The sequence below is a fragment of the Shinella sp. HZN7 genome (assembly GCF_001652565.1).
Taxonomy (GTDB): Bacteria; Pseudomonadota; Alphaproteobacteria; order Rhizobiales; family Rhizobiaceae; genus Shinella; species Shinella granuli.
The window spans coordinates 2,568,282-2,589,696 of sequence record NZ_CP015736.1; the positions used below are offsets into that span (position 1 = coordinate 2,568,282).

The 21,415-nt window shown below is 64.7% G+C and carries 25 protein-coding genes, 1 tRNA gene and 1 pseudogene; 9 read left to right on the forward strand and 18 right to left on the reverse strand.

Annotation, left to right across the window (positions count from 1 at the left end; translation table 11 throughout):
* Positions 1–12 precede the first annotated feature (12 nt).
* From shn_RS12325 to shn_RS12340, 4 genes are all read right to left on the reverse strand, one after another.
* Entirely contained in the window at positions 13–1,455 is a 1,443-nt protein-coding gene (locus tag shn_RS12325; protein WP_064330669.1) for an amidohydrolase family protein, read from the reverse strand.
* Positions 1,448–2,542: an amino acid ABC transporter permease gene (locus tag shn_RS12330; protein WP_084437957.1), complete on the reverse strand. Its 1,095-nt coding sequence runs from the start codon at positions 2,540–2,542 to the stop codon at positions 1,448–1,450. The genes shn_RS12325 and shn_RS12330 overlap by 8 nt, the downstream gene beginning before the upstream one ends.
* A gap of 1 nt (position 2,543) precedes the next feature.
* On the reverse strand, positions 2,544–3,692 hold the full coding sequence (locus shn_RS12335; protein ID WP_064330670.1) for an amino acid ABC transporter permease: 1,149 nt from the start codon (positions 3,690–3,692) through the stop codon (positions 2,544–2,546).
* Between the two features lie 79 nt (positions 3,693–3,771).
* Positions 3,772–4,791, reverse strand: coding sequence for an amino acid ABC transporter substrate-binding protein (locus shn_RS12340; protein WP_064330671.1), 1,020 nt, complete (start codon positions 4,789–4,791; stop codon positions 3,772–3,774).
* 554 nt (positions 4,792–5,345) lie between these two features.
* Between shn_RS12340 and shn_RS12345 the strand changes: the two genes are divergently transcribed.
* Both shn_RS12345 and shn_RS37010 read left to right on the forward strand, forming a co-directional pair.
* Positions 5,346–5,543: a hypothetical protein gene (locus shn_RS12345; RefSeq protein WP_064330672.1), complete on the forward strand. Its 198-nt coding sequence runs from the start codon at positions 5,346–5,348 to the stop codon at positions 5,541–5,543.
* A gap of 50 nt (positions 5,544–5,593) precedes the next feature.
* A pseudogene (locus tag shn_RS37010) lies at positions 5,594–5,784 on the forward strand (hypothetical protein); the annotation flags it as partial.
* A gap of 182 nt (positions 5,785–5,966) precedes the next feature.
* On the opposite strand, the gene shn_RS12350 reads toward shn_RS37010, so the two are convergent.
* Positions 5,967–7,181 (reverse strand): MFS transporter, encoded by a 1,215-nt coding sequence (locus tag shn_RS12350; protein ID WP_064330673.1) that lies wholly within the window; start codon positions 7,179–7,181, stop codon positions 5,967–5,969.
* A 2-nt stretch (positions 7,182–7,183) separates the two neighbouring features.
* Complete coding sequence (locus tag shn_RS12355) at positions 7,184–7,468, reverse strand: DUF899 family protein (RefSeq protein WP_064330674.1); 285 nt, start codon at positions 7,466–7,468, stop codon at positions 7,184–7,186.
* Positions 7,469–7,700: 232 nt separating this feature from the next.
* Here shn_RS12355 and shn_RS12360 point away from each other — a divergent pair, with 232 nt between their 5' ends.
* Together shn_RS12360 and shn_RS12365 are read left to right on the forward strand one after the other, a co-directional pair.
* A complete protein-coding gene (locus tag shn_RS12360; RefSeq protein WP_064330675.1) occupies positions 7,701–8,921 on the forward strand; it encodes a hypothetical protein in 1,221 nt (406 codons plus the stop codon).
* A 33-nt stretch (positions 8,922–8,954) separates the two neighbouring features.
* Complete coding sequence (locus tag shn_RS12365) at positions 8,955–9,587, forward strand: PQQ-binding-like beta-propeller repeat protein (RefSeq protein ID WP_064330676.1); 633 nt, start codon at positions 8,955–8,957, stop codon at positions 9,585–9,587.
* 49 nt (positions 9,588–9,636) lie between these two features.
* Here shn_RS12365 and shn_RS12370 read toward each other — a convergent pair whose 3' ends face one another.
* The 5 genes from shn_RS12370 to shn_RS12390 all read right to left on the reverse strand — a co-directional run bounded on the left by shn_RS12370 (position 9,637) and on the right by shn_RS12390 (position 13,832).
* Positions 9,637–10,497: a DUF1989 domain-containing protein gene (locus shn_RS12370; protein WP_064330677.1), complete on the reverse strand. Its 861-nt coding sequence runs from the start codon at positions 10,495–10,497 to the stop codon at positions 9,637–9,639.
* 149 nt (positions 10,498–10,646) lie between these two features.
* Positions 10,647–11,069: an arsenate reductase (glutaredoxin) gene (gene arsC, locus shn_RS12375; protein ID WP_064330678.1), complete on the reverse strand. Its 423-nt coding sequence runs from the start codon at positions 11,067–11,069 to the stop codon at positions 10,647–10,649.
* 2 nt (positions 11,070–11,071) lie between these two features.
* A complete protein-coding gene (gene arsB, locus shn_RS12380) occupies positions 11,072–12,130 on the reverse strand; it encodes an ACR3 family arsenite efflux transporter (protein ID WP_064330679.1) in 1,059 nt (352 codons plus the stop codon).
* A gap of 58 nt (positions 12,131–12,188) precedes the next feature.
* Complete coding sequence (locus shn_RS12385; protein ID WP_064330680.1) at positions 12,189–12,542, reverse strand: helix-turn-helix transcriptional regulator; 354 nt, start codon at positions 12,540–12,542, stop codon at positions 12,189–12,191.
* A 426-nt stretch (positions 12,543–12,968) separates the two neighbouring features.
* Positions 12,969–13,832, reverse strand: coding sequence for an MBL fold metallo-hydrolase (locus shn_RS12390; protein WP_064330681.1), 864 nt, complete (start codon positions 13,830–13,832; stop codon positions 12,969–12,971).
* Positions 13,833–14,086: 254 nt separating this feature from the next.
* Here shn_RS12390 and shn_RS37425 point away from each other — a divergent pair, with 254 nt between their 5' ends.
* The 3 genes from shn_RS37425 (at position 14,087) to shn_RS12405 (ending at position 15,654) form a co-directional block, all read left to right on the forward strand.
* Positions 14,087–14,215, forward strand: a complete 129-nt coding sequence (locus shn_RS37425; protein WP_256388461.1) for a hypothetical protein — start codon at positions 14,087–14,089, stop codon at positions 14,213–14,215.
* A 209-nt stretch (positions 14,216–14,424) separates the two neighbouring features.
* Positions 14,425–15,369, forward strand: coding sequence for a M10 family metallopeptidase C-terminal domain-containing protein (locus tag shn_RS12400; RefSeq protein WP_064330683.1), 945 nt, complete (start codon positions 14,425–14,427; stop codon positions 15,367–15,369).
* A 27-nt stretch (positions 15,370–15,396) separates the two neighbouring features.
* Positions 15,397–15,654, forward strand: coding sequence for a hypothetical protein (locus shn_RS12405; protein ID WP_064330684.1), 258 nt, complete (start codon positions 15,397–15,399; stop codon positions 15,652–15,654).
* A 178-nt stretch (positions 15,655–15,832) separates the two neighbouring features.
* Here the strand turns inward: shn_RS12405 and shn_RS12410 are convergent.
* Positions 15,833–15,908 (reverse strand) — tRNA-Ile (locus tag shn_RS12410).
* A 154-nt stretch (positions 15,909–16,062) separates the two neighbouring features.
* Here shn_RS12410 and shn_RS12415 point away from each other — a divergent pair.
* A complete protein-coding gene (locus tag shn_RS12415; RefSeq protein ID WP_064330685.1) occupies positions 16,063–16,818 on the forward strand; it encodes an SIMPL domain-containing protein in 756 nt (251 codons plus the stop codon).
* Positions 16,819–17,269: 451 nt separating this feature from the next.
* On the opposite strand, the gene shn_RS12420 is transcribed toward shn_RS12415, so the two are convergent.
* From shn_RS12420 to shn_RS12440, 6 genes are all read right to left on the reverse strand, one after another.
* Complete coding sequence (locus shn_RS12420; RefSeq protein WP_064330686.1) at positions 17,270–17,653, reverse strand: hypothetical protein; 384 nt, start codon at positions 17,651–17,653, stop codon at positions 17,270–17,272.
* Between the two features lie 111 nt (positions 17,654–17,764).
* Entirely contained in the window at positions 17,765–18,115 is a 351-nt protein-coding gene (locus tag shn_RS12425; RefSeq protein ID WP_168168908.1) for a nuclear transport factor 2 family protein, read from the reverse strand.
* A gap of 140 nt (positions 18,116–18,255) precedes the next feature.
* Entirely contained in the window at positions 18,256–18,678 is a 423-nt protein-coding gene (locus shn_RS12430; RefSeq protein ID WP_064330688.1) for a secondary thiamine-phosphate synthase enzyme YjbQ, read from the reverse strand.
* 8 nt (positions 18,679–18,686) lie between these two features.
* Positions 18,687–18,815 (reverse strand): hypothetical protein, encoded by a 129-nt coding sequence (locus tag shn_RS37430; RefSeq protein WP_256388462.1) that lies wholly within the window; start codon positions 18,813–18,815, stop codon positions 18,687–18,689.
* 53 nt (positions 18,816–18,868) lie between these two features.
* A complete protein-coding gene (locus tag shn_RS12435) occupies positions 18,869–19,222 on the reverse strand; it encodes a DUF1428 domain-containing protein (RefSeq protein ID WP_064332574.1) in 354 nt (117 codons plus the stop codon).
* Between the two features lie 192 nt (positions 19,223–19,414).
* On the reverse strand, positions 19,415–19,987 hold the full coding sequence (locus shn_RS12440; protein ID WP_064330689.1) for a transglycosylase SLT domain-containing protein: 573 nt from the start codon (positions 19,985–19,987) through the stop codon (positions 19,415–19,417).
* 299 nt (positions 19,988–20,286) lie between these two features.
* Between shn_RS12440 and shn_RS12445 the strand changes: the two genes are divergently transcribed.
* Complete coding sequence (locus shn_RS12445) at positions 20,287–21,393, forward strand: ABC transporter substrate-binding protein (RefSeq protein WP_064330690.1); 1,107 nt, start codon at positions 20,287–20,289, stop codon at positions 21,391–21,393.
* Positions 21,394–21,415: the final 22 nt, after the last annotated feature.

Below are 21,415 nucleotides of genomic sequence, written 5' to 3' on the forward strand. Positions count from 1 at the left end.
CCCGGGATCGCGTCAGGACAGGACCGGCAGCGACAGCGGCGCGAGCGTCGCGGCGGGCCGGCCGCGCGGATCGTTCGCCTCAAGGCGGCGCACCGCGAAATCCTGCACCGCCTGCAGCTCGGCCAGCGCGCCGTCGTAGTCGACCAGCGTCGGGCGATCCTCCCGCATGACGCAGGCGCCGTCGACATAGACGGCGGCGACCGCCCGTTCGGCGGCGCAGTGCAGGAGGTTGCGCAGCGGATCGTAGAGCGGCTGCATGCCGGGATGCTTGAGGTCGACCAGCGAAAAATCCGCCTTCGCGCCGCGGGCGATGCGGCCGATGTCGCTGCGCCCCAAGGCCCTGGCGCCTGACAGTGTCGCCGCCTCGAAGACCGCGGCGGTATCGACGTCGAAGACCGAACCGCCGGCGATGCGGGCGCAGATCATCGCCATGCGCATCTCCTCCAGCATGTTGAACGGATAGCTGTCCGTGCCGATCGCCACATTGACGCCCGCCTGCCGGTAGCGGCCAAGCGATTGCAGCACCATGCCGCTGCGCGAGAAGGTGACCGGGCAATGGGCGACGCTCGTCCTGCTGGCGGCGAGCCGCTCGAGGTCCGCCGCCGTGCGCTGGCGTGTCCAGGCATGGCTGTCGATGAAGATGCAGTGCCCGAGGATGAGGTCCGGCCCGAGAAGGCCGAGGCTTTCGAGATAGGCGACGGCGGTGAGGCCGTGGCGACGCATGAGCTCCTCGTGTTCGGCCATGGTCTGCGCGGCATGGATGGTGATCGGCACGCCGCGGCTGCGCGCCGCCTCCGCTGCCGCCTGCAACAGGTCCGGGGAGCAGGTCTCGACCTGCGCCGGGGCGACGATGCCGCCGAGCCGGTCCGAGGGATGCGCGCAGGCGGCATCGACCGTCTCCAGCGCCCGGGTGAAGGCATCGCGGCCCCGCGCGGCGTCCCAGCGGAAATCGAGCCTGTGGCTGTCCTCGACATGCCAGGCCGCCTCGCGGAAGCCCGGGGCGACATAGGCGCGCGCGCCGCTGCGTGCCAGCACCGGCAGCCAGCAGGCATGCGGGCCGGCAATGTCGACGAAGGTGGTGACGCCGCTGCGCAGGAGATCGCCGAGCATGACGGTGAGCGCGGCCTCGACCGCATCGTCGCTTATTTCGATCAGCGTCGAATATTCGTACATCGCCTGGCCCCAGAGCGCCGCCGTGCCGGCATCCTCGAACAGGCTTTTCGAGACCGGCTCCTCGCCGGAATGGCAGTGCACGTTGACGAGGCCCGGCATGACCATGCGGTCGCGGCCGGAGATTTCCGCGGTGAACGGCCCTTCGTAGCGCCCGCCGACATGGACGAAGCCGGCCGCGTCGAAGGCGACGTCCGCATCGTGGAGATAGGCATGGCCGCCGCGGGCCGCATCAAAGGCGACGACGGTATGGGCGTTGCGGATGACGGTGACGGTATCAGGCATGGGTCGTCCGGAAATGCTTTTCGAGGAATCGGCTATAGGCGCCCATCAGGGCACTGAAGGTGAAGTAGACGGCGGCGGCGACGAGATAGCCTTCGAGCACGGCGATGCCCTGCCATTGCGGATCGCGGATGGCCGAGCGCACCGTGTCGAGGAAATCGACGAGGCCGACGATGGTGACGAGCGTCGTATCCTGGAAGAAGCCGATGAAGAGGCCGACCATCGGCGGAATGACCTTCTTGAGCGCCTGCGGCAGAACGATCTTGCGCATGACCTGCCAGTAGTGCAGCCCGAGCGAGGATCCCGCCTCGTATTGCCCGGCGGGCACGTCCTGCAGGCCGCCGCGCACGATCTCGGCGATATAGGCGGAGGCGAAGAGGATGATCGCCACCTGCGCGCGCAGCAATTTGTCGATGGTCACGCCCTCGGGCATGAACAGCGGCAGCATCACCGTCGCCATGAAGAGGATGCTGATCAGCGGCACGCCGCGCACGATCTCGATGAAGCCGACGGCGAGAACCCGGATTGCCGGCAGGTTGGAGGCGCGCGCCAGCGCCAGCACGATGCCGAGCGGCATGGCGAGCGTCAGCCCGACGAAGGAGAGCATGAAGGAGAGCGGCAGGCCGCCCCAGCTCGTCGTCGCGACGGGCGTGAGGCCGAAGACGCCGCCGGCCATCAGGATGTAGAGCACCGGCAGGACGAGGAGGATCCAGCCGAGAAGCAGGCCCCGGCTCCAGAAGCGCGGCATCATGGAAAAGAGGAAGGCGGCGAAGAGCAGCAGCAGCGCCAGCATCGGCCGCCACTGTTCGTCATAGGGATAGAAGCCGAACAGCATGTAGCGCAGCTTCTGCGCGACGAACGGCCAGCAGGCGCCGCTTGCCGCCTTGCAGGTCTCGCCGTTGCCGGAGAACACCGCATCGACCACCAGCCAGCCGAAGGCGAGCTTGGCGATGAAGACGACGGCGGCGATGGACAGCACGCTGATGAGCGTGTTGCCGGGCGTGCCGAAATAGGCGGAAAGCCTGCCGAGGCGCGGAGCGGTCGGCGCCGGCTGCGGCGGCGCCAAAGCAAGGGTCTGGACGTCGGCCATATCAACGCTCCTTCAGCGCGACATGCGCATTGTACCAGTTCATCAGCAGCGAGATGGCGATCGAGAGCGCAAGGTAGACGCCCATGAAGATCGCGATCGTCTCGATTGCCTGGCCGGTCTGGTTCATCACCGTGTTGGAGACCATGACGAGGTCCGGATAGCCGATGGCGATGGCGAGCGAGCTGTTCTTGAAGACGGTGAGATAGGTGTTGGTGAGCGGCGGGATGATGATGCGCAGCGCCTGCGGCAGCACGACGAGCCGCATGGTCTTGGCGCGGGCAAGGCCGAGCGCGGCCGCCGCCTCCCATTGCCCCTTGCTCACCGCCTGGATGCCGGCGCGCACGATCTCCGCGACATTGGCCGAGACGCTGAGCGCAAGGCCGAAGAGCAGCGCCACGAATTCCGGCCGCACATGCAGCCCGCCCGTCAGGCGGAACTTTCCGGCGGTCGGGAAATCCCAGTCGATGCCGACACCGCCGGCAAGCCAGAGCAGTAGGGCCGGCAGCACGAAGGCGGCCGTGGCGATGAGTGCACCGTGGTTCGGCCGGCCCGTCGCGACACGCCTGCGCATGGAAACCCGGCGGATGACGAACGCCGCGACGGCACCGCCGAGGAGGCAGGCGAGCAGTGCGCCGCCGCCGCTTTCGACTAGGGCCGCCGGCACGACGAGGCCACTGTTGGAGAGATAGACGCCCGGCAGGAGGTTCAGCGCCTGCTTGACCGGCGGCAGGATGAGGATGATCAGCGAATACCAGAGGAAGAGATAGAGCAGCAGCGGCACATTGCGCAGAAGCTCGACATAGACGAGCGCAAGACGCGCCAGCAGCGGATTGCGCGACATGCGCGCGATGCCCACCGCAAGGCCGATGAGCGTGCCGAGGATGGCGGCGAGCAGCGACACTTTCACCGTGTTGGCGATGCCGACGAGGATGGCGCGGCCGACCGTGTCGGTCGCCTCGAAGGCGATGGCGGCCTCGGTGATGACGAAGCCGGCGGGCCGGACCAGGAAGTCGAAGCCGGTCGCGATGTTCTGCTTGGCGAGGTTGCCGCTCGCCGTCGAGAACATCGTCCAGCCGACGAGGATCACGGCGCCGATCGCGACGACCTGGTAGAAGAAGGCGCGAAAGCGCATGTCATGCAGGAAAGCCATGAATCCCCACCGCTAGAAACCAAAAGGGGACGGGCGCGCACACCGCCATGCGCGCGCCCGGGTAATCGCTTGAAAGCGATCAGCGGATCGGCGGCGAATAGATCAGGCCGCCGGCGTTCCACAGCGCGTTGGGGCCGCGCGTCAGGCCGAGCCTGGTGCCCTCGCCGAGATTGCGCTCGAACACTTCGCCATAGTTGCCGACGCTCTTGATGATGCTGTAGCCCCAGTTGTTGTCGAGGCCGAGCATCTTGCCGAGCTCTTCCGTGACGCCGAGCATGCGTTGCACGTCCGGGTCCTCGCTCTTCAGCATCTCGTCGACATTCGCCTGGGTGATGCCCTTCTCCTCGGCGGCCATCAGCAGCCAGACCGACCAGGAAACGATGTCGCCCCAGTTGGAATCGTTCTGGCGGAAGGCCGGCGCCAGCGGTTCCTTGGAGATGGTTTCCGGCAGGACCACGTAGTCGTCCGGGTTGTTGGCGACGGCGCGGATCGAGGCAAGGTCGGACCGGTCGGAGGTGATCGCCTCGCAGCGGCCGGAATAGAAGGCCGCGCGGTTCTCGTCCGGGCTTTCGAAGACGACGAGCTCGAACTTGCCGTTGATCGCGCGGAAGAAGTCGGAAATGTTCTGCGCCGTCGTGGTGCCCGGCAGGGTGCAGATCGCCGCTTCCGTCAGTTCCTTGGCGCTGGCAACACCGAGCGACTTCGCCACCATCAGACCCTGGCCGTCATAGAAGACCGTCGGGCCGAAATCGAGGCCGAGCGAGGCATCGCGCGAGAAGGTGTGGGTCGTCTGGCGCGACAGGACGTCGATCTCGCCGGACTGCAGCGCCTGGAAGCGCGTGTTGATATTGGTCGGGACGAACTCGACCTTGTCGCCGTCGCCGAAGACCGCAGCGGCGATCGAGCGGCAGATATCGGCGTCGAAGCCCTGCATGCGGCCCTTGTCATCGGGTGCCGCAAAACCCGGCGTCGCCAGCGAGACGCCGCAGACCAGCTTGCCGCGCGCCTTGACGGTTTCGAGCGTGCCGGCCGCCGAGGCCTGGCCGGCCATGGTCAGTCCGAGCGCGGCGGCGCAGATCGAAAGAAGTGCCTGCTTCATGCTTCCCCTCCCATTGGGTGTCGTTGGATGCGGCCGGCGCCGCCCTCCAGCGGCACCGCCCCATCGCGATCTTCTGGACCGCAATCATTGTGTACAATGCAAAAACAGCATCATCAACAGTTCAAGACATGGAATGTCGACAATCCAGCCAAATCGGCCATGTACAATGGGTATGAAGCCATGTATGTTGAACATCAACTGCTGTTTCACACGCTTCCGGATGCGCATCTCGCACCTGAGAAGGCCTGTGCACGTTGATAAATTTATCAGGCGATACAGTTTTTCGGGTTTTTACGTATACAATTTTCGTCAGACATCGTGGCCGGCTTTCCGGCTTGGGTTTCTCCCGGACGACGGGGCCGGAACGCGAATGTTCGGGCCCCGCCGCCGTTTTGCGCACCGCTCGGCAGCTTCTGGACCGGGCTTCCCCATGCAGGCGGGATTTCCCGCCGCGGCGTGTTCGCGAACACACCCGATTTTTTCCCGGATCCACCGGAACAATCGCTCCCCTTGCCGGTTTCGGCAGGGACAACGACGATTGAGCGTGATCGCCCATGCCGGACCAATCCAAGCTCTTTCCCGACCACCGCAGGCTGTCGGGGGAACGCTACACGATAGAGACCTTTCGCGCGGCCTATGACCTGCCGGCGCAGGAGGCCAAGCGCCTTTACGACAAGTTCGGACCCTCGAAACGGGAGCTGGACCTGCTCATGCGCGCCCGCAAGAACCCGGCACAGTTCCTGAATTTCTGAGAAGCGCCGGAACAAGCCCCGGAACAAGCAAGAAAAGCAAGGAGCCGACCATGACCATCGGAAAACCACAGAGCGGTGCCGCCGGCACCACCGAGCAATCCCCCGCTGGGAAGGCCCCGAGGCAACGCGCCCGCGTGGCTACCTCCCTGCCAAAGACGATCCGGACCGCGACCGGGACGCCCATGGCGAAAACAATGCCGACCCGTCCCGGGAGAAGCTGAGCGATGCCGGCAAGACCCGCGACGACCCGCCAGAAGATGCCGCGGAGACCGAGGAAGAACGGATCGAGCGCAAGCAGGCGACGAACCCCGCCCTGATGCCGATCGGCGACCCGTCCGGAGCGGCTTAGGGCGAACCTGTCCGCACCACCGGCCACTTCCGCGACTGGGCTGCTCGTCCCGAGGAGCCCAGCATCCCGGTCGTTCAGGCCGCCGCCAGCGCCGCGCGCGCCCTCGGCACCGGCTTGAACGTCATGGCGATCAGGAAGGCGCCGAGGCCGATGCCCCACGAGCCGACATAGAGCCAGGTATAGCTGGCGAAGGTGTCGTAGATCAGTCCGCCGGCAACCGGCCCCAGCGCCATGCCGAGGCTGCCGGCCATGGCCGTGCCGCCGATGACCGTCCCCATCATGCGCAGCGGGAAGTTTTCCCGGGCGATCACCGCATAGAGCGGCATCACGCCGGCATAGATGAAGCCGAACAGACCCGCCACGACGTAGAAGGAGGCAAGCCCGCCGGCAAAGACATAGGCGAGCGCGCCGAAGGCCTGCGCGAAGAGGCCGAGCACGAGGATGTGCTTGGCGCCGAACCGGTCGCCAAGAAGCCCGAAGGCGACCCGGCCGCCCATGCCGGCAAGGCCCTCGATGCTGTAGATCGAGACGGCGGCGATCATCGGGATGCCGCAGGTGATGGCATAGCTCACCGTATGGAAGATCGGCCCGGAATGGGTGGCGCAGCAGAAGAAGTTCGTCAGGCACAGGATGATGAACTGCGGCGTCTTCAGGATATCGCGCGTCGTCATGCCGGCCTGTGGCTCGTCGGCCGCGGCCGGGTCCTCGCCGCCCGCCTCCAGCGCCGGCGCGCGCCGCACCAGCAGGGATGCCGGGATCATCACGACGGCGACGAGGAGCGCGATGATCTGCATCGCGCTGCGCCAGTCGTTGAAGGTGACGAGCCAGGCGGCGAAGGGCGACATGGTCATCGGCGCCATGCCCATGCCGGCCGAGACGAGCGAGACGGCAAGGCTCCTGTGCGTGTCGAACCAGCCCGTCACGCAGGCCATCATCGGCGCGAAGACCGCGGCGACCGCCACCCCCGCCACCAGGCCGAAGACGAACTGGAAGGCAAGGAGCGACGGCGCGAGGCTCGCCGCAAGCAGGCTGGCCGCCAGCAGCACCGAGCCCGACAGCACGACCGGCCGCGGCCCCCAGCGGTCCGAAAGGCCGCCCCAGACCATGCTGGCGAAGGCCATGGCGAGAAAGCCGACGGTCATGGCGGTGGAAATGCCGGTCACCGACCAGCCGGTCTCCCTGGCGATCGGCAGCAGGAAGACCGGCAGCGAGAACATCGCGCCGATGGCGATGCAGCCGAGCAGGCCGCCCGCGGCGACGATCACCCAGCGATAATGCGTATGGATCATTGTCATCTCCTCTGCGGCCCCCGGCTGGCCGGCGCCGCGCCCAACTCAATATCGATCATGCCGCCTACCCCTTCCATCGGATAGCGAAGGCCGTCCTCGCCACGGCCCTTCGGCACGAGGTCGAGGACGTGACAGGCACCGTCCACCATCTCGACACCGCGCGCGTGGCAGGGATAGGTGTGGCACACCTCGCACGGCCCGCTCCTGTAAAAGACGCTGACGCCGACCATTTCCGACACCGTGTTCGAACAAATCGCGAAATTGTAGTCGGCACGCTTTGTCGCCAACTCCTCCGGCGGCGCGGAGGCCCGGTCGTCGAAGTTGAAGTCGCCGGGTCAGCGCCTCGCGCTGTCGGGTGCATGCCGTTTCCGCGGCCGGCAGCGGCAGGCGGCCCTTCAGCCCGTTCCTCATGGGAAACGACTTGATTGCGCATCGTGAAACGCCTTTCTTCTCTATCGATGCACCGAGCGTAAGCGGCGGCCGCGGAAAAGCGGGAGTGACAAGTGTGACGGGAATACAATGGACTCGATGATCACCGCCGCCGCCCGGGCGCTCGCCGGCGGCGATCCGCTCGGCGCGCTGAACCGCGTGGCGCTGCGCGATGACGCGCCAGCACTGGCACTGCGCGGCATCGCCATGGCGCAGCTCGGCGATCTCGACCGCGCAAAGGTGCTGCTGAAGAGCGCCGCCCGCGCCTTCGGCCCGCGCGAGGCGGTGGCGCGGGCGCGCTGCGTTGTCGCCGAGGCGGAAATCGCCCTCGTCTCGCGTGATCTCACCTGGCCGGTGAAGGCGCTCGCCACCGCCGAGGCGACGCTCACGGCGCACGGCGACCGGCTGAACGCCGCCCATGCAAAGATGCTCGCCATCCGCCGCCTGCTGCTGATCGGCCGGCTGGACGATGCCGCCGCCCTTCTCGCCGCGATCGATCCCGCCACCCTGCCTCCACCGCTTCAGGCCGCATATGCCCTCGCCGCCGCCGGCATCGCGATCCGCCGGCTGCGCACGGCAGCGGCCCGCGAGGCCTTCATGCGCGCCGCCGCAGCCGCCCGGCAAGCCGGCATCCCCGCTCTCATCCGCGAGGTCGAGGACGCCGCCACGGTCCTGCAAAGCCCCGCCGGCCGGCTGATTGTGGAAGGCCGCGCGCAATCCCTCCTGCCGGGCGAGGTCGAGGCCCTGCTTGCCACCGACAGGATCGTGGTGGATGCCTGCCGCCACGTCGTGCGCTGCGGCGAGACCACCGTCTCGCTCGCCACACGGCCGATCCTGTTCGCGCTGCTGCGCACCCTCGCCGAGGCCTTTCCCGGCGATGCCAGCCGGGAAAGCCTGCTGCTGCGCGCTTTCCGCGCCCGGCACGCCGACGAGTCGCACCGCGCGCGCCTGCGCGTCGAAATGGGCCGGTTGCGGGCCGAGCTCGAACCGCTCGCCGGGATCACCGCCACGAAGGACGGTTTCCTGCTGGTGCCGCGCGAAGGAAGGGCCGTCGCGGTGCTGGCGCCGCCGCACGACGAGCCCCATGCCGACATGCTCGCGCTCTTTGCCGATGGCGAGGCCTGGTCGAGCTCGGCGCTCGCCATCGCACTCGGCACCAGCGCCCGCACCGTGCAGCGCGCCCTCGAACAGCTCTCCACGGATGGCAAGGTGCAGGCGATCGGCCGCGGCCGTAGCCGGCGCTGGCTGACGCCGACACCCGGCGCTTTCTCGACAGTCTTGTTACTCCCGGGTCCGCTACCGGGCGATTAGGATCGCCCCATCAACGATCCAAAGGAGATTGAGATGACCACTTCCAAAGCCGACATCCTGCGCGAATACGGCCCCTTCCCCGGCGTGGAGCAGGTCCACGGCGTCACCTTCGACGGCAAGGCCGTCTGGTTCGCCTCCGGCGACAAGGTCAATGCTCTGGACCCGGACGACGGCCGCATGCTGCGCTCGATCGATCTTGCGGCCCATGCCGGCACCGCCTATGACGGCCGCCACCTCTTCCAGATCGCGGAAGACCGCATCCACAAGATCGACCCCGCCTCCGGCGCCATCGTCTCCACCATCCCCGCGCCCGGCAAGGGCGGCGATTCCGGCCTCACCTGGGCGGAAGGCTCGCTCTGGGTCGGTGAATACCGCAGCCGGCAGATCCACGAGATCGACCCGGAAACCGGCGCGCTCCTCCGCACCATCGAGAGCAACCGCATGGTGACGGGCGTCACCTGGGTGGATGGCGAACTGTGGCACGGCACCTGGGAGGGCGAGGAAAGCGACCTGCGCCGCCTCGACCCCAGGACCGGCGCGGTGCTCGACACCATCGTCATGCCCGCAGGCACCGGCGTCTCAGGCCTCGAATCCGACGGCGCCGACCGCTTCTTCTGCGGCGGCGGCAACAGCGGAACGATCCGCGCCGTCCGCCGCCCGCGCTGAGCGTCTTGCTTCTACCGCATTATCCGACGCCGAAGCTATGCCGCTTCGGCTAGAGACCATGGGTGCCGTCGTAGCCGTTGACCGGCGGCGGCGCCCAGCCTTCCGGCAAGGCCTTCGGCTCGTAGATCTCGACGACCATCGGATAACACGCCGCCGTGTCGGAGGAGTGCTGCGCCGAGCAGTCGCCGCCCGGGCAGGCCGACATGCAGCCGAGAAGGTCGATCTCGGCGAAGAACTCCAGGTAGTCGTCCGGCCGCACCGGGCTCGCCTTCATGAAGTACTGGCCCGTATCGCGCGTGAAGCCGGTGCACATGAAGACGTTCAGCACGTCATGCACATAGGTCTCCGCCTCGCGCAGCGCCATGCCGGTCTTCGCCGCGAAGGCGCGGGTGAGGTTCGAGTGGCAGCAATGATGGTACTGCCCGCCATGGCTCAGCAGATTGTGCGTGTAGGGATCGCAGCGCGTGCCGATCACGTCATGCACCGCGCCGCCGAATTCATCGAAGCCGTACCAGTCGAGCGTATCATGCGTGATGGTCGCGATGGGGCGCAGATAGGGGAAATTGGAAAAGAGCTGGTCGCCGAGGCCGACATGGGTGCCGGCGAGCGCCCGCGTCTTGCCGGTATAGAGCCGTTCCTTCAGGTCCTTGGCATTGAACAGGTTGAGGTCGCCCACCTGCGGCCCCTCGCTGCAGACGATGCGGCAGAAATGCCCCGCCGGCACCGACCACGTCGCCGCCTCGCGCGGCGGCACGACAACCCTCTCGACAAGCGTCAGGTCGTCTCTCAGCGCACGGTAGGCCGCAAGATCGGGAGGCGTCAGGGTCTCGACCGGATAGCAGATCACCGGCCGGATCGCCTTGCGGACAGCGGCGTCGCCGGGCGCCGCCGTGATGGGGTTGGGCTTCATCTTTCCGTCTCCATGTCATAGCGCACCGCCATGGCAGGCATCGCGCGTCGCCCGCGACTATAGCCGGTTCCTGCCGCCTGTCAGCCGTCCTTCGCCGACCTTTCACGTCGCGCTGCAGGCACAGGTCTCCGGGCCGGGCCGGGACCGTTTCAGACAACGCGCCTCCCCGTCTCGTCGAGAACCTGCTCGCCATCCTCCTTGAAGAAGGGTCCCGCGAGCGTGTCGGGAAGGATTTCGAGGACGCGTTCGGAAGGGCGTGCGAGCCGCGTGCCCAGAGGTGTCACGACGAACGGCCGGTTGATCAGGATCGGCGTCTCCACCATCGCGTCAAGCAGCTGCTCGTCGGAGAGGCCGGGATCGTCGAGACCGAGATCGGCATAGGGCGTTCCCTTCTCGCGGATCGCCTCGCGCACCGTCAGGCCCGCCTCCGCGATCATCCTGGCGAGGTCCTCGCGGGATGGCGGGGTCTTCAGATATTCAACGACGGTCGGCTCGATCCCCGCGGCACGGATCAGGGCCAGCGTGTTGCGGGAAGTGCCGCAGGCCGGGTTGTGATAGATGGTCGCGTCCATGGTCAGGTCCTTTCGGTCGCGGCATTTCGGGATACGGCCGGAGCCGCCTCGTACCAGCCCTTCGTCCGGTTCACGATCCAGACGACGGAAAGCATCACGGGCACCTCGATGAGCACGCCGACGACCGTCGCAAGCGCGGCTCCGGACTGGAAGCCGAACAGGCTGATGGCCGCGGCGACAGCCAGTTCGAAGAAGTTCGAAGCCCCGATCAGGGCCGACGGCCCGGCCACGCAGTGGCGCTCGCCCGCCATCCGGTTCAGAAGATAGGCCAGCCCCGAATTGAGATAGACCTGGATCAGGATCGGAACGGCCAACAGCGCGATGATCGTCGGCTGTGCGATGATCTGCCCGCCCTGGAAGCCGAACAGCAGGACCAATGTGGCCAGCAGGGCCAGCAGCGAGAGCGGCTGAAGCTTTTCCAGCATTGCGTCCAGCGCGCGTGTCGTGCCGTCGGCCGTCAGTCTCCTTCTCAGGACCTGCGCGATCACCAGCGGAACGACGATATAGAGGCCGACGGAGATTGCGAGCGTATCCCAGGGCACGGTGATCGATGACAGGCCGAGCAGCAGGGCGACGATCGGCGCGAAGGCGACGACCATGATCGTGTCGTTCAGCGCGACCTGCGACAGGGTGAACAGCGGCTCGCCGCGCGTCAGGTTGCTCCAGACGAAGACCATGGCCGTGCACGGGGCCGCAGCCAGAATGATCAGGCCTGCAATGTAGGAATCGATCTGGTCGGCTGGCAGAGACGCCCGGAACAGCCAGCCGACGAACAGCCAGGCGAGGAGCGCCATGGAGAACGGCTTGACGGCCCAGTTGATGAACAGGGTGACCCCGATCCCCCGCCAGTAACCGCCGACCTGCTTCAGCGCGCGAACATCGATCTTCACCAGCATCGGGATGATCATCAGCCAGATGAGGGCGGCGACGGGAATGTTCACCCTGGCGATTTCCGCCGCGCCGACGGCGTGGAAAACGCCGGGCAGCAGATGGCCGAGCGTCACGCCGACGGCGATGCAGAGAAGGACCCACACCGTGAGATAGCGTTCGAAAGCGGACATCAGGCCGACGTCTCCCGGCAGGTGCCCGAACGCTGGCTGGCGGAAAGCGTGTTCGCGCTCACGACGGCTTCACCTGCGGTGCACAGCACGGCGTGAGTTCGGCGATCAACGGCGCGCAAAGCGCGGTCGCTCCCCCGCAACAGTCCTTGACCAGGAAAAGCGTCAGATCACGAAGCGCTTGGAGGTCGGCCCTGTAGATGATCGACCTGCTCTGCCGCTCGCTCTTGACCAGTCCTGCCCGCGACAGCGTCGCAAGATGCGCCGACATCGTGTTCTGCGGCACATCGAGGAGGCGCGCCAGTTCACCCGCGGGCACGCCGTCGGGCTCATGCCTGACGAGAAGCCGGAACGTCTCGAGCCGCGTTGCCTGGGCCAGTGCGGCGAGCGCCGCGATCGCTGTATTATTTTCCATATATCCAGATTAACGGATATGCTTTTGTTGTCAAGCCGCATTCGACGACCGGGCCGAGCATCAGTAACTGAAACACAGGCTTGCAACGACAGCAAACTCCCGATCCGCCAGCACGCCTCGTATTGGCGAGATCGGGGTCGAAAACTGCCGGTCCGGTTTCGGAGAGCGAGGCCGAGATGGCAGACTTCCACAGCGCGATCGAGAACGTCGTTCCAGTTCGGATCTCCTTCGGCGGGACACGCTGAATAGATGAGATCTATGTTGACTACATAGCCCTCGAAAATGAGCGATGAAGATCGGCTGCACCCCACTGAAGTCATCGGCGGTCCGGCCGTTTCTTCTTCATCGCACGTATTGTGTGGATTGCCGCGAGAGCGACCCCGCTACCGCATGGCAGGAGATCGGTATTGTCATTCGGTTCGGAGGCTATTTCGTAAGAATTGAGATCCGGCCGAAATCATACTTCCTGTACTGACGTCCCCATGGATCAACTCCCTCTTCCGATGTCACCTTGCCTGAAAGAACATCTTCCGTCGCCGCCAATGCGATGGGCAAAAGGTCCTTACTTTGGCAGGGCGCATTGTGGCAGGGCATCAGAAAGTCGAATTCGTCGTAGTGCTGCATCAGAAGCTCATAGCTGGCGCGCAATGCGCTGACATCCCCGCCATCGAGATGCGACCAAACGGCACCATCGAGCAGGATGTCGCCGCAAAAAAGGATGCGATGAGTTTGATCCAGCAGGCAGATGTGGTCCGGTGCCTCGCCCGGCGTATGCAGCACCTTCAACCGTATGCCGCCGATGTCCAGGACATCGCCATGCTCCAGCCACCGCGATACCCGGAAAGGCGGCAGCGCCGCGTTCTCCCGCGAGAAGCCGCGCGGCCATGGCGGCGTCACGACTTTTTCGTTGAAAAGCTCCCAGAATAACGTTTCCCGCGGCACGCCATTGCGCGAAATGTCACGCGAGCGTGGGTGATCAAACATTACGATATTGCTGAACTGGCTGTTGCTGCCGAGATGATCCAGATGCGTATGCGTATTGATCACAGTCACGGGATGGCTGGTCAGCAGTTCGACGACCCGCCGCAAATTTCCAATGCCGCATCCGGTATCGATGAGCACCGCGTGCTGGTGGCCTATGAGCAAATTAAGGACGGTATGCTCATAGTGGCGAGGTTCCGAGATTGCATAGAGATAGTCGGCGATCTGCTGGACTTCGAACCAATCGTCATCAATGGTGATGCGGTGCGGCTGGGGAATGGATGTTGAGTGTCGAGCAGTCGCAGGCATTTGTACTTCGCTCCCACTTTCACAATGGTAGGACCCTCCCATAGCGCAAGGCGCCTAGCAACCGAATTGCGCGTGGCGGCGCCTTCCTTTGGTGGAGTTGCACCGTGAGTTCACACACTGACGCGATACTGACCGGTGCAACGGAAGGGAAAACCCCGTGTTTAGCCGCCGTTCGCAGATTGTACCGATCCCTTAAGTTATTAAGCAGTTCGAAGTGGAGGGCCGCCAATTGCGCCCTGCGCGCCGAGATGGGCGTGTTCGCTCTTGCCGTAGACGCGAAAGATGAGCCGGCTGCGGCGCTTTATCGGCATTTCGGGTTTGTGGCCTTCGCCTCGAAGCTGCTGCAACTCTTCCTCCCGCTGGCGACGATTGCCAGAACCTGACCGGCATATTGCGTTAGAGTATCCGGCCGCGAGAGTAGATTCTCACGAAAAGTTATGGTGGGGCACCATATTTACTATTGCTGCAACCGCTCATACCCATAAACTACCGACATAATAACAACCTATTGTCGAGCCCGATCAACGGGCTCCAACGAGATGCTGTCAGCAGATTTTCGCCCATGCGTTCGCTGTGAAAACCGGAGGAAGATATGACGACCTTTTCTTACAAAGGCTACCTTTCGACCCACAACTCGAATGGTAACGCCACGAAGCTGAAATCGACGAAGCTCGAAGTGGTGGCCACCAGCAAGGACGCGGTTTTCAGCTACAAGCGCACCGATGGAAAAGAGGGCATTACGATTACCAGCCCCGCCATCGAGCTACGCATAGACGGTAAGGTCTACGCTCCGAAAAAGCTCGACGCAGATATAACGCAAATCTCATGGCGGGATGGAAACGGCACAAAAGGCGTGGCGAACATCCTTGTTGTCGATCTCGGCGATCAGCAGTTCACCATGCAGATATCGGGAAACGACATTCCGACCTTATCCACCGCCGGGAAGTACAATTCCTTCGTGAATTCTATTACCAGTGAGAAACCGCTCACGTTCGGGTTCTTCGGTCCCGACGGAAAAATTCCCCTTGATCGGATTATGAAGCCGTCCGTAACGGAAAACGATCGCATTCTGGGGACGAACGGAAAGAACACCTACGATGGTGGCGTGGGGAACGACCAGATTTCCGGCCAAGGCGGCAACGATATTCTGAAAGGCGGCGCTGGAAACGACAAGCTCTATGGCGGCGCGGGCCGTGACGAACTCCACGGCGGAGCGGGCAAGGACGTCTTCATATTCAAGTCGATAAAAGACTCCACTGTCGCGGTGTCGGGGCGAGACACGATCAAGGACTTCTCCAGCAAGGAGGGGGATAAAATTGATCTCAAGGCCATTGACGCGGACACTACGACCAAAGGCAACCAAACCTTTGAGTTTATCGGAACGAAGGCTTTTTCAGGTGATGCGGGAGAACTGCGCTACATCAAGAAGGGCGGCGATACCTTCGTGTTCGCCGACGTAAACGGCGACAAGAAAGCGGACTTTTCGATCCTCATCGATGCAAGCCTCACGCTGAAAGCCACCGATTTTATTCTATAGAGAAATCCTCACGGCTGTAGCCTACGCTTGATCGCCCTGGCGATTTGTCGGGCGGTCAAGTTCGTCGGCGTGCCTTTGCCTCCGTACGTGGCTACGTTGTGCGCTATGCAGCAGCGCCATATCCTTTGTGTGCAGCCGCCGCGTATGGTCGATCTCCCGCTGCAAGCGACGGCGCTCGTCAAGCTGGCGTTCGATGAGGATTTGCTTAATCCGAAAAGCACGGGGTTTCTGATCGACGTCTACGGCGATCTTATTTACGGGCATCTTGCATATGTCGGTGACTAGGGAAGGAGAAAAGCCGCAACAGGAGCGGATTTAAAACAGAATCGTATGGCGGTTGGGCTTGATCCGCTCACTACCTCTTGGGAGCTGGCCAAGCTGGTGCCCAGGAAAGGCCAACGACTTGATCAATCGGAAGGTGAAAATCCGAGAGAAGGGTTCGCAATGGACGATTCGGGTAAGTTGGTGGGCCCGGCAGGACTCGAACCTGCAACCAAGCGGTTATGAGCCGCCGGCTCTGACCATTGAGCTACAGGCCCGGCCCGGCGGGTGGCCGGGGGCGTCGGTCAATGGCGGCCGACGCGTAGAGATCGTCTAGACGAATTCGGCGAGCCTCACAAGCGTCGCCGTATTCTCTACACAATCACGGGCGAAGAACGGCGCAAGGGACGCAACCATCAGGAGATTTTCTTCATGTTCTACGGAACCCTGGGCCGCCGCACGGGCGCCAGCCTTGTCGCGCTTTCGCTTGCTCTTGCCGCTGCGATGCCGATGGCCGCACAGGCGCAGGACAGCGCCAAGCCGCGCGAGGCGACCATCGTCGTCACCGGCGAAGGCAGCGCGGAGATGGCGCCCGACATGGCCCTGATCGACCTCGGCGTCGTCAAGGACGCCAAGACGGCCCGCGAGGCGCTCGACGCCAACAACAAGGCCATGGCCGACATCCTGGCCGCGCTGAAGGAAGCGGGCATCGAGGAGCGCGACCTGCAGACCTCCGGCTTCATGATCAACCCGCAATACCAGTATCCACAGAGCTCGACCGGCGAAAATCCGCCGCCGGTGCTGATCGGCTTCCAGGTCACCAACACGGTGACGCTGCGCGTACGCGATCTCTCCAAGCTCGGGGAGATTCTCGACACGGCCGTAACGCTCGGCGCCAACCAGGGCAACGGCATCCGCTTCGTCAACGACAAGCCGGACACCGCCGTCAGCGCGGCGCGCAAGAAGGCCGTCGAGAACGCCATGGCCAAGGCCAAGGAACTGACGGATGCCGCCGGCGTCGGTCTCGGCCGCGTGCTGGAAATCTCCGAAACCACCTATCGCGCGGAACCCATGCCGATGATGCGCGCCGTGGCCAAGGACTATGCCGCCGGCGGCGCCGTGCCGCTCGCCACCGGCGAGAACAGCTATTCCGTCACCGTCAACGTGACCTTCGCGCTCGGCAACTGAGCCGCGCGAAACGACGCTTTCGTGAAGGGCCGGGCAACCGGCCCTTTTTTCGTTCCTCGATCGCCCGCGAAACGGACGCGGACCGATCATCGGCAGGGAAAGGCCGCGCTCCCGTGGCCGCACATATTCCGCAGCAGGAAGCGTGCGGGTCCCCTTCCCCTGCAAAGCCCCCCCTTTGCAGCGGCGCCTTCACCGTGAACAGCACGCTCCCCTCCCGACTGGGGTAATCGCCATGGCATGGTATCGCCGTTCCCTCTCTGCCCGCCGGACGAGTGGGCAGGCAGCACGCCCTTCGTTCCACAGACCATAATCCTGCGGCCCTGCCGGGCATGGTGAGGCGCAAAACGCAAAAACCCTCCCGGCGGAACCGGGAGGGCGGCCGCTCGCCGGCCGGGGGTGACATGGACGAGCGGTGTTCTCCAGGAAGAGGCCGGCAGGCCGGCCTTCCCACTCAGCGCCAGAGCACCGGGCAATGACGGTCGTTGGCAAAGACGATGCGGCCGTAGCCCTGGTAGCGGAAGCCCTCGACGACGACCTTGCGCGGCGTGACATCGGCGATGCGGGCGCGGCGCAGGCCGAAATCGTGCGCCTTCACCATGGCCAGGCGAGGATCGCAGCGGCCGCGGCCGCCCCAGTTGCCCTGGCGGCGGTCATGCCGGCGATCCCAGCGATCGCGGCGCCCGTCATGGTCGCGGATCTCGAAGAAGCCGTTGCGGTAGCCGGCCTGCTCGATCGACAGCTCGATATTGGCGGCGGAGGCGGCCGGCATGGTGGCCGTCAGCGCGCCGAGGCCGAGGACGGCGGCAAGAAGGGATTTTTTCAGAAAGCGGGTCATCGCGGGATCTCCTGTTCACACCGGCCGGATCGTTTCGTCCGGCGATCGAGGAGACCTTAGGAGGCCGAGGCTGAACGCAGGCCGAAGCCGTTGTTCAGCCGCCGTTCAACTTCATGAACCTGTGAAGAAGGCGATGCGGGTGATGGCCCCTTCCTCGAGCTCAAGCAGCAGGATCTTCTCCTTCGAATAGGCATCGCCCGCCGCCGACCGGCCGCGCGCCGTCAGGCGGATCGCGACATTGTTGCCGAGCGCATCGCTCATCACCAGCGCGTCGCCATAGCTTTCGTCGAAGGCCTCGAAGTGCCGGGCGAGACGATCGCGCAGCGCAGCGCGGCCATTGTCCATGCCCTCGCCGATGCCGGAGATCGAAACATCCTCGTGAACCTTGCCGGCAAGGGCGGCGAAGTCGCGGGCGTTCAACGCCTCGATGACGGCATGGTTGATGCTTTCGGTATTCGCCATGAACATCTCCTTCGAAATCCGCCGCGCGGGCGCCTGCCGGGCCTTCGCCGACGACTGGCGAGAACAGGACCCGGAACGCAAGAGTGGCACGCTCCGGGATGGATCGCCGCAGGAACGTTCCATCGTGCCGGCCGGTTCCGTCAAGGGCCGAGATGCAGGACGATTTCGCGCCGGTGCGGCCGGTCGCGGTGCTCGAAGAGATAGAGGCCCTGCCAGGTGCCGAGCGCAAGGCGCCCGCCGACGACCGGAATGCCGATCGAGACGGCTGTCAGCGCCGCCTTGATATGGGCGGGCATGTCGTCCGGCCCCTCAAGCGTGTGCACGATCCAGCGCATGGCGGGATCGTCCGAGGGCGGCACGAGGCGGCGGAAGAACTGGTCGAGATCGCGCCGGACATCCGGATCGGCATTTTCCTGGATGAGCAGCGAGCAGGAGGTATGGCGGACGAAGACCGTCAACAACCCCTCCCCCACGCCCGCGCCCCGCACGAAGGCGGCGGCCTCGCGGGTGAATTCGTAGAGCCCCTGCCCGCGGGTCGGGACCGTCACGATCGTCTGCGGCATGGCGCGCGTCAGCCGCCGATGGCCCAGAACAGGGTGCCGACGACCACGATGAAGGCAAGGATGACGCCCATGAAGCGCGCCAGGCCCATATTCGTGTCCGTCGTGGTTCCGACGATCGCGTAGTAGAGGTTCGTCATGGCGCTTCCTTTCTTCCGGTTCCGGATAAGGGTTTAGCCTTCTTCCCCTCGGCTCACAACTCGACGACCGCCTCGAAGCCGCCGTAGATCATGCGCTTGCCGTCGAAGATATCCTTCCATTCGTCGCCCTTCAGCCGCTCGTCCGCCATCACCTTGGCAAGGATCTCGTCGCGCTTCGCGCGCGATTCATAGGTGATCCAGGAGAAGATCACCACCTCGTCGTCCTTCGCCAGAACGGCGCGGGGAAACGAGGTGAGCTCGCCATAGGGCACATCGTCACCGATGCATTCGACATAATCGATCGCGCCGAGCTCCTTCCAGACATCGCCCGCCGTGCGTGCCATGTCCTTGTACCGCTCCAGATTGGCCTTCGATACGGCCAGCAGGAATCCATCGACATAGGTCATGATCGTCTCCTTCTTGGGTTTGGACATGACAAGGACGTGTGTCGGAAGACCAATCCGACAAGGGGGAGCCGATTTTTGTCGCGGTGGCGGTGGTGGCCGGCGCAGTGGCTGGTGGACCCTCGGGTCAAGCCACGCACATTGCCCCCATGGCGGGATCTCTATCTGCAACTCCGGTGGCCGATACTCTCGACCTTACCACGCCCCGCAATTCTTCAACTGGCGCGAATAGCTGGCCGCCATGTTGGCCGCGCGCTTTGCGCCGGCCTTGGCCGTGCCGCTCCAGTTGCCACGCGAATAGCCGGCATGGCCGTGGTAATAGGCGATGTAGAGGCGGTAGGTGTCGTTGAGGGCGATGCCGTTCTTGCGGTTGCTCTCGGCGTGATACCAGGCGATGAAGCGGATCGCATCGGAGAAATCCTTGCGGTTGGCGGCCCAGCGGCCGGTCACGCGCTTGTATTGCGCCCAAGTGCCGTCGAGCGCCTGCGAGAAGCCGAGCGCGCTCGATTGGCGCTTCCAGGGGATGAAGCCGAAGAGCTTCGTGCGCGGCGGGCGCGCATTGTGCCGGAAGCCGGACTCCGTGTAGATCGTCGCCATGAGCACGGGAACGGGCACGCCATATTCCCGCTCGGCGCGGTAGGCGGCTCGCCGCCAGTTGTCGAACAGGCCGTCACGTTGCTCGAAGATGGCGCAGGCATTCTGCGTCTGCCGTGGAACAGACGCGCATCCGGCAAGCAACAGGAGGACGACGATCAAGACGCAACGCATCGCAGTTCCTCAGAATTTCCGGATATTTATAAATCGTAAATCTTAACAATCCGTTTTGATTCAAATGCCGCATACCCCCTTCCATTCACGCGGCTGATCCGCCCATCAAATATGCAAATGCATTATTTTGTTGCGCTTTTTCCCCTTCCGGCCTAATCAATCTGCAGCACGCCGGCCCTTCGTGAACGATTGTTCCGGACCGTGAAAGAACCCGCTCCGCATCGGAATCCGGCCAGCGCCGTCCGGACGCGTGAGCATCTGCGACCGGGCCGACCATGGCCCCAGCTGAGGAGACTCCCATGAAGAAGCAGATCTTTGCCGGCGCCCTGCTCGCCGCGTCCGTCGCCTTCGCCCCGCTCGCCCATGCGGACATCGTCATCGGCCTCGTCGCCCCGCTGACCGGCCCGGTCGCCGCCTATGGCGACCAGGTGAAGAACGGCGCGGAAGCGGCCGTTGCCGAGATCAACAAGAATGGCGGCATTCTCGGCGAACAGGTCGTCCTGAAGCTGGCAGACGACGCCGGCGAGCCCAAGCAGGGCGTTTCGGCCGCCAACCAGATCGTCGGCGAAGGCATCCGCTTCGTCGTCGGCCCGGTGACCTCGGGCGTCGCCATCCCGGCCTCCGACGTCTTCGCTGAAAACGGCGTGCTGATGGTCACCCCGACGGCGACCGCGCCGGACCTGACGGCCCGCGGCCTCGAAAACGTGCTGCGCACCTGCGGGCGCGACGACCAGCAGGCCGAGGTTGCAGCCGCCTATGTGCTCGCGAGCCTGAAGGACAAGAAGGTCGCCGTGATCCATGACAAGGGCGCCTACGGCAAGGGCCTGGCGGACGCCTTCAAGGCCGCGCTCAACAAGGGCGGCGTCACCGAAGCGCTCTACGACTCGGTCACCCCGGGCGACAAGGACTTCAGCGCGCTGATCACCCGCCTCAAGTCGGACGGCGTCGAGGTCATCTATTTCGGCGGCTACCATCCGGAAGGCGGCCTGCTCGCCCGCCAGTTGAAGGACCTCGCGGTCGACGCCACGATCATCGGCGGCGAAGGCCTGTCGAACAGCGAATACTGGGCGATCGGCAACGAAGCGGCTGCGGGCACGCTCTTCACCAATGCCTCCGACGCGCTGAAGAGCCCCGATTCGCAGGCCGCCGTCGCCGTGCTCAACGAAAAGGGCATCCCGCCGGAAGCCTTCACGCTCAATGCCTATGCCGCCGTCGAGGTTCTGAAGGCCGGCATCGAGAAGGCCGGCAGCGCCGAGGATTCGGCCGCCGTCGCGGCAGCGCTGAAGTCCGGCGAAGCCATCCCGACCGCCATTGGCAAGCTGACCTACGGCGAGAACGGCGACCTCACCTCGCAGAGCTTCTCGCTCTTCAAGTGGGAAGACGGCAAGATCGTCGCCGCCGAATAAAGCGAAAGACGCCAGGAGCGGA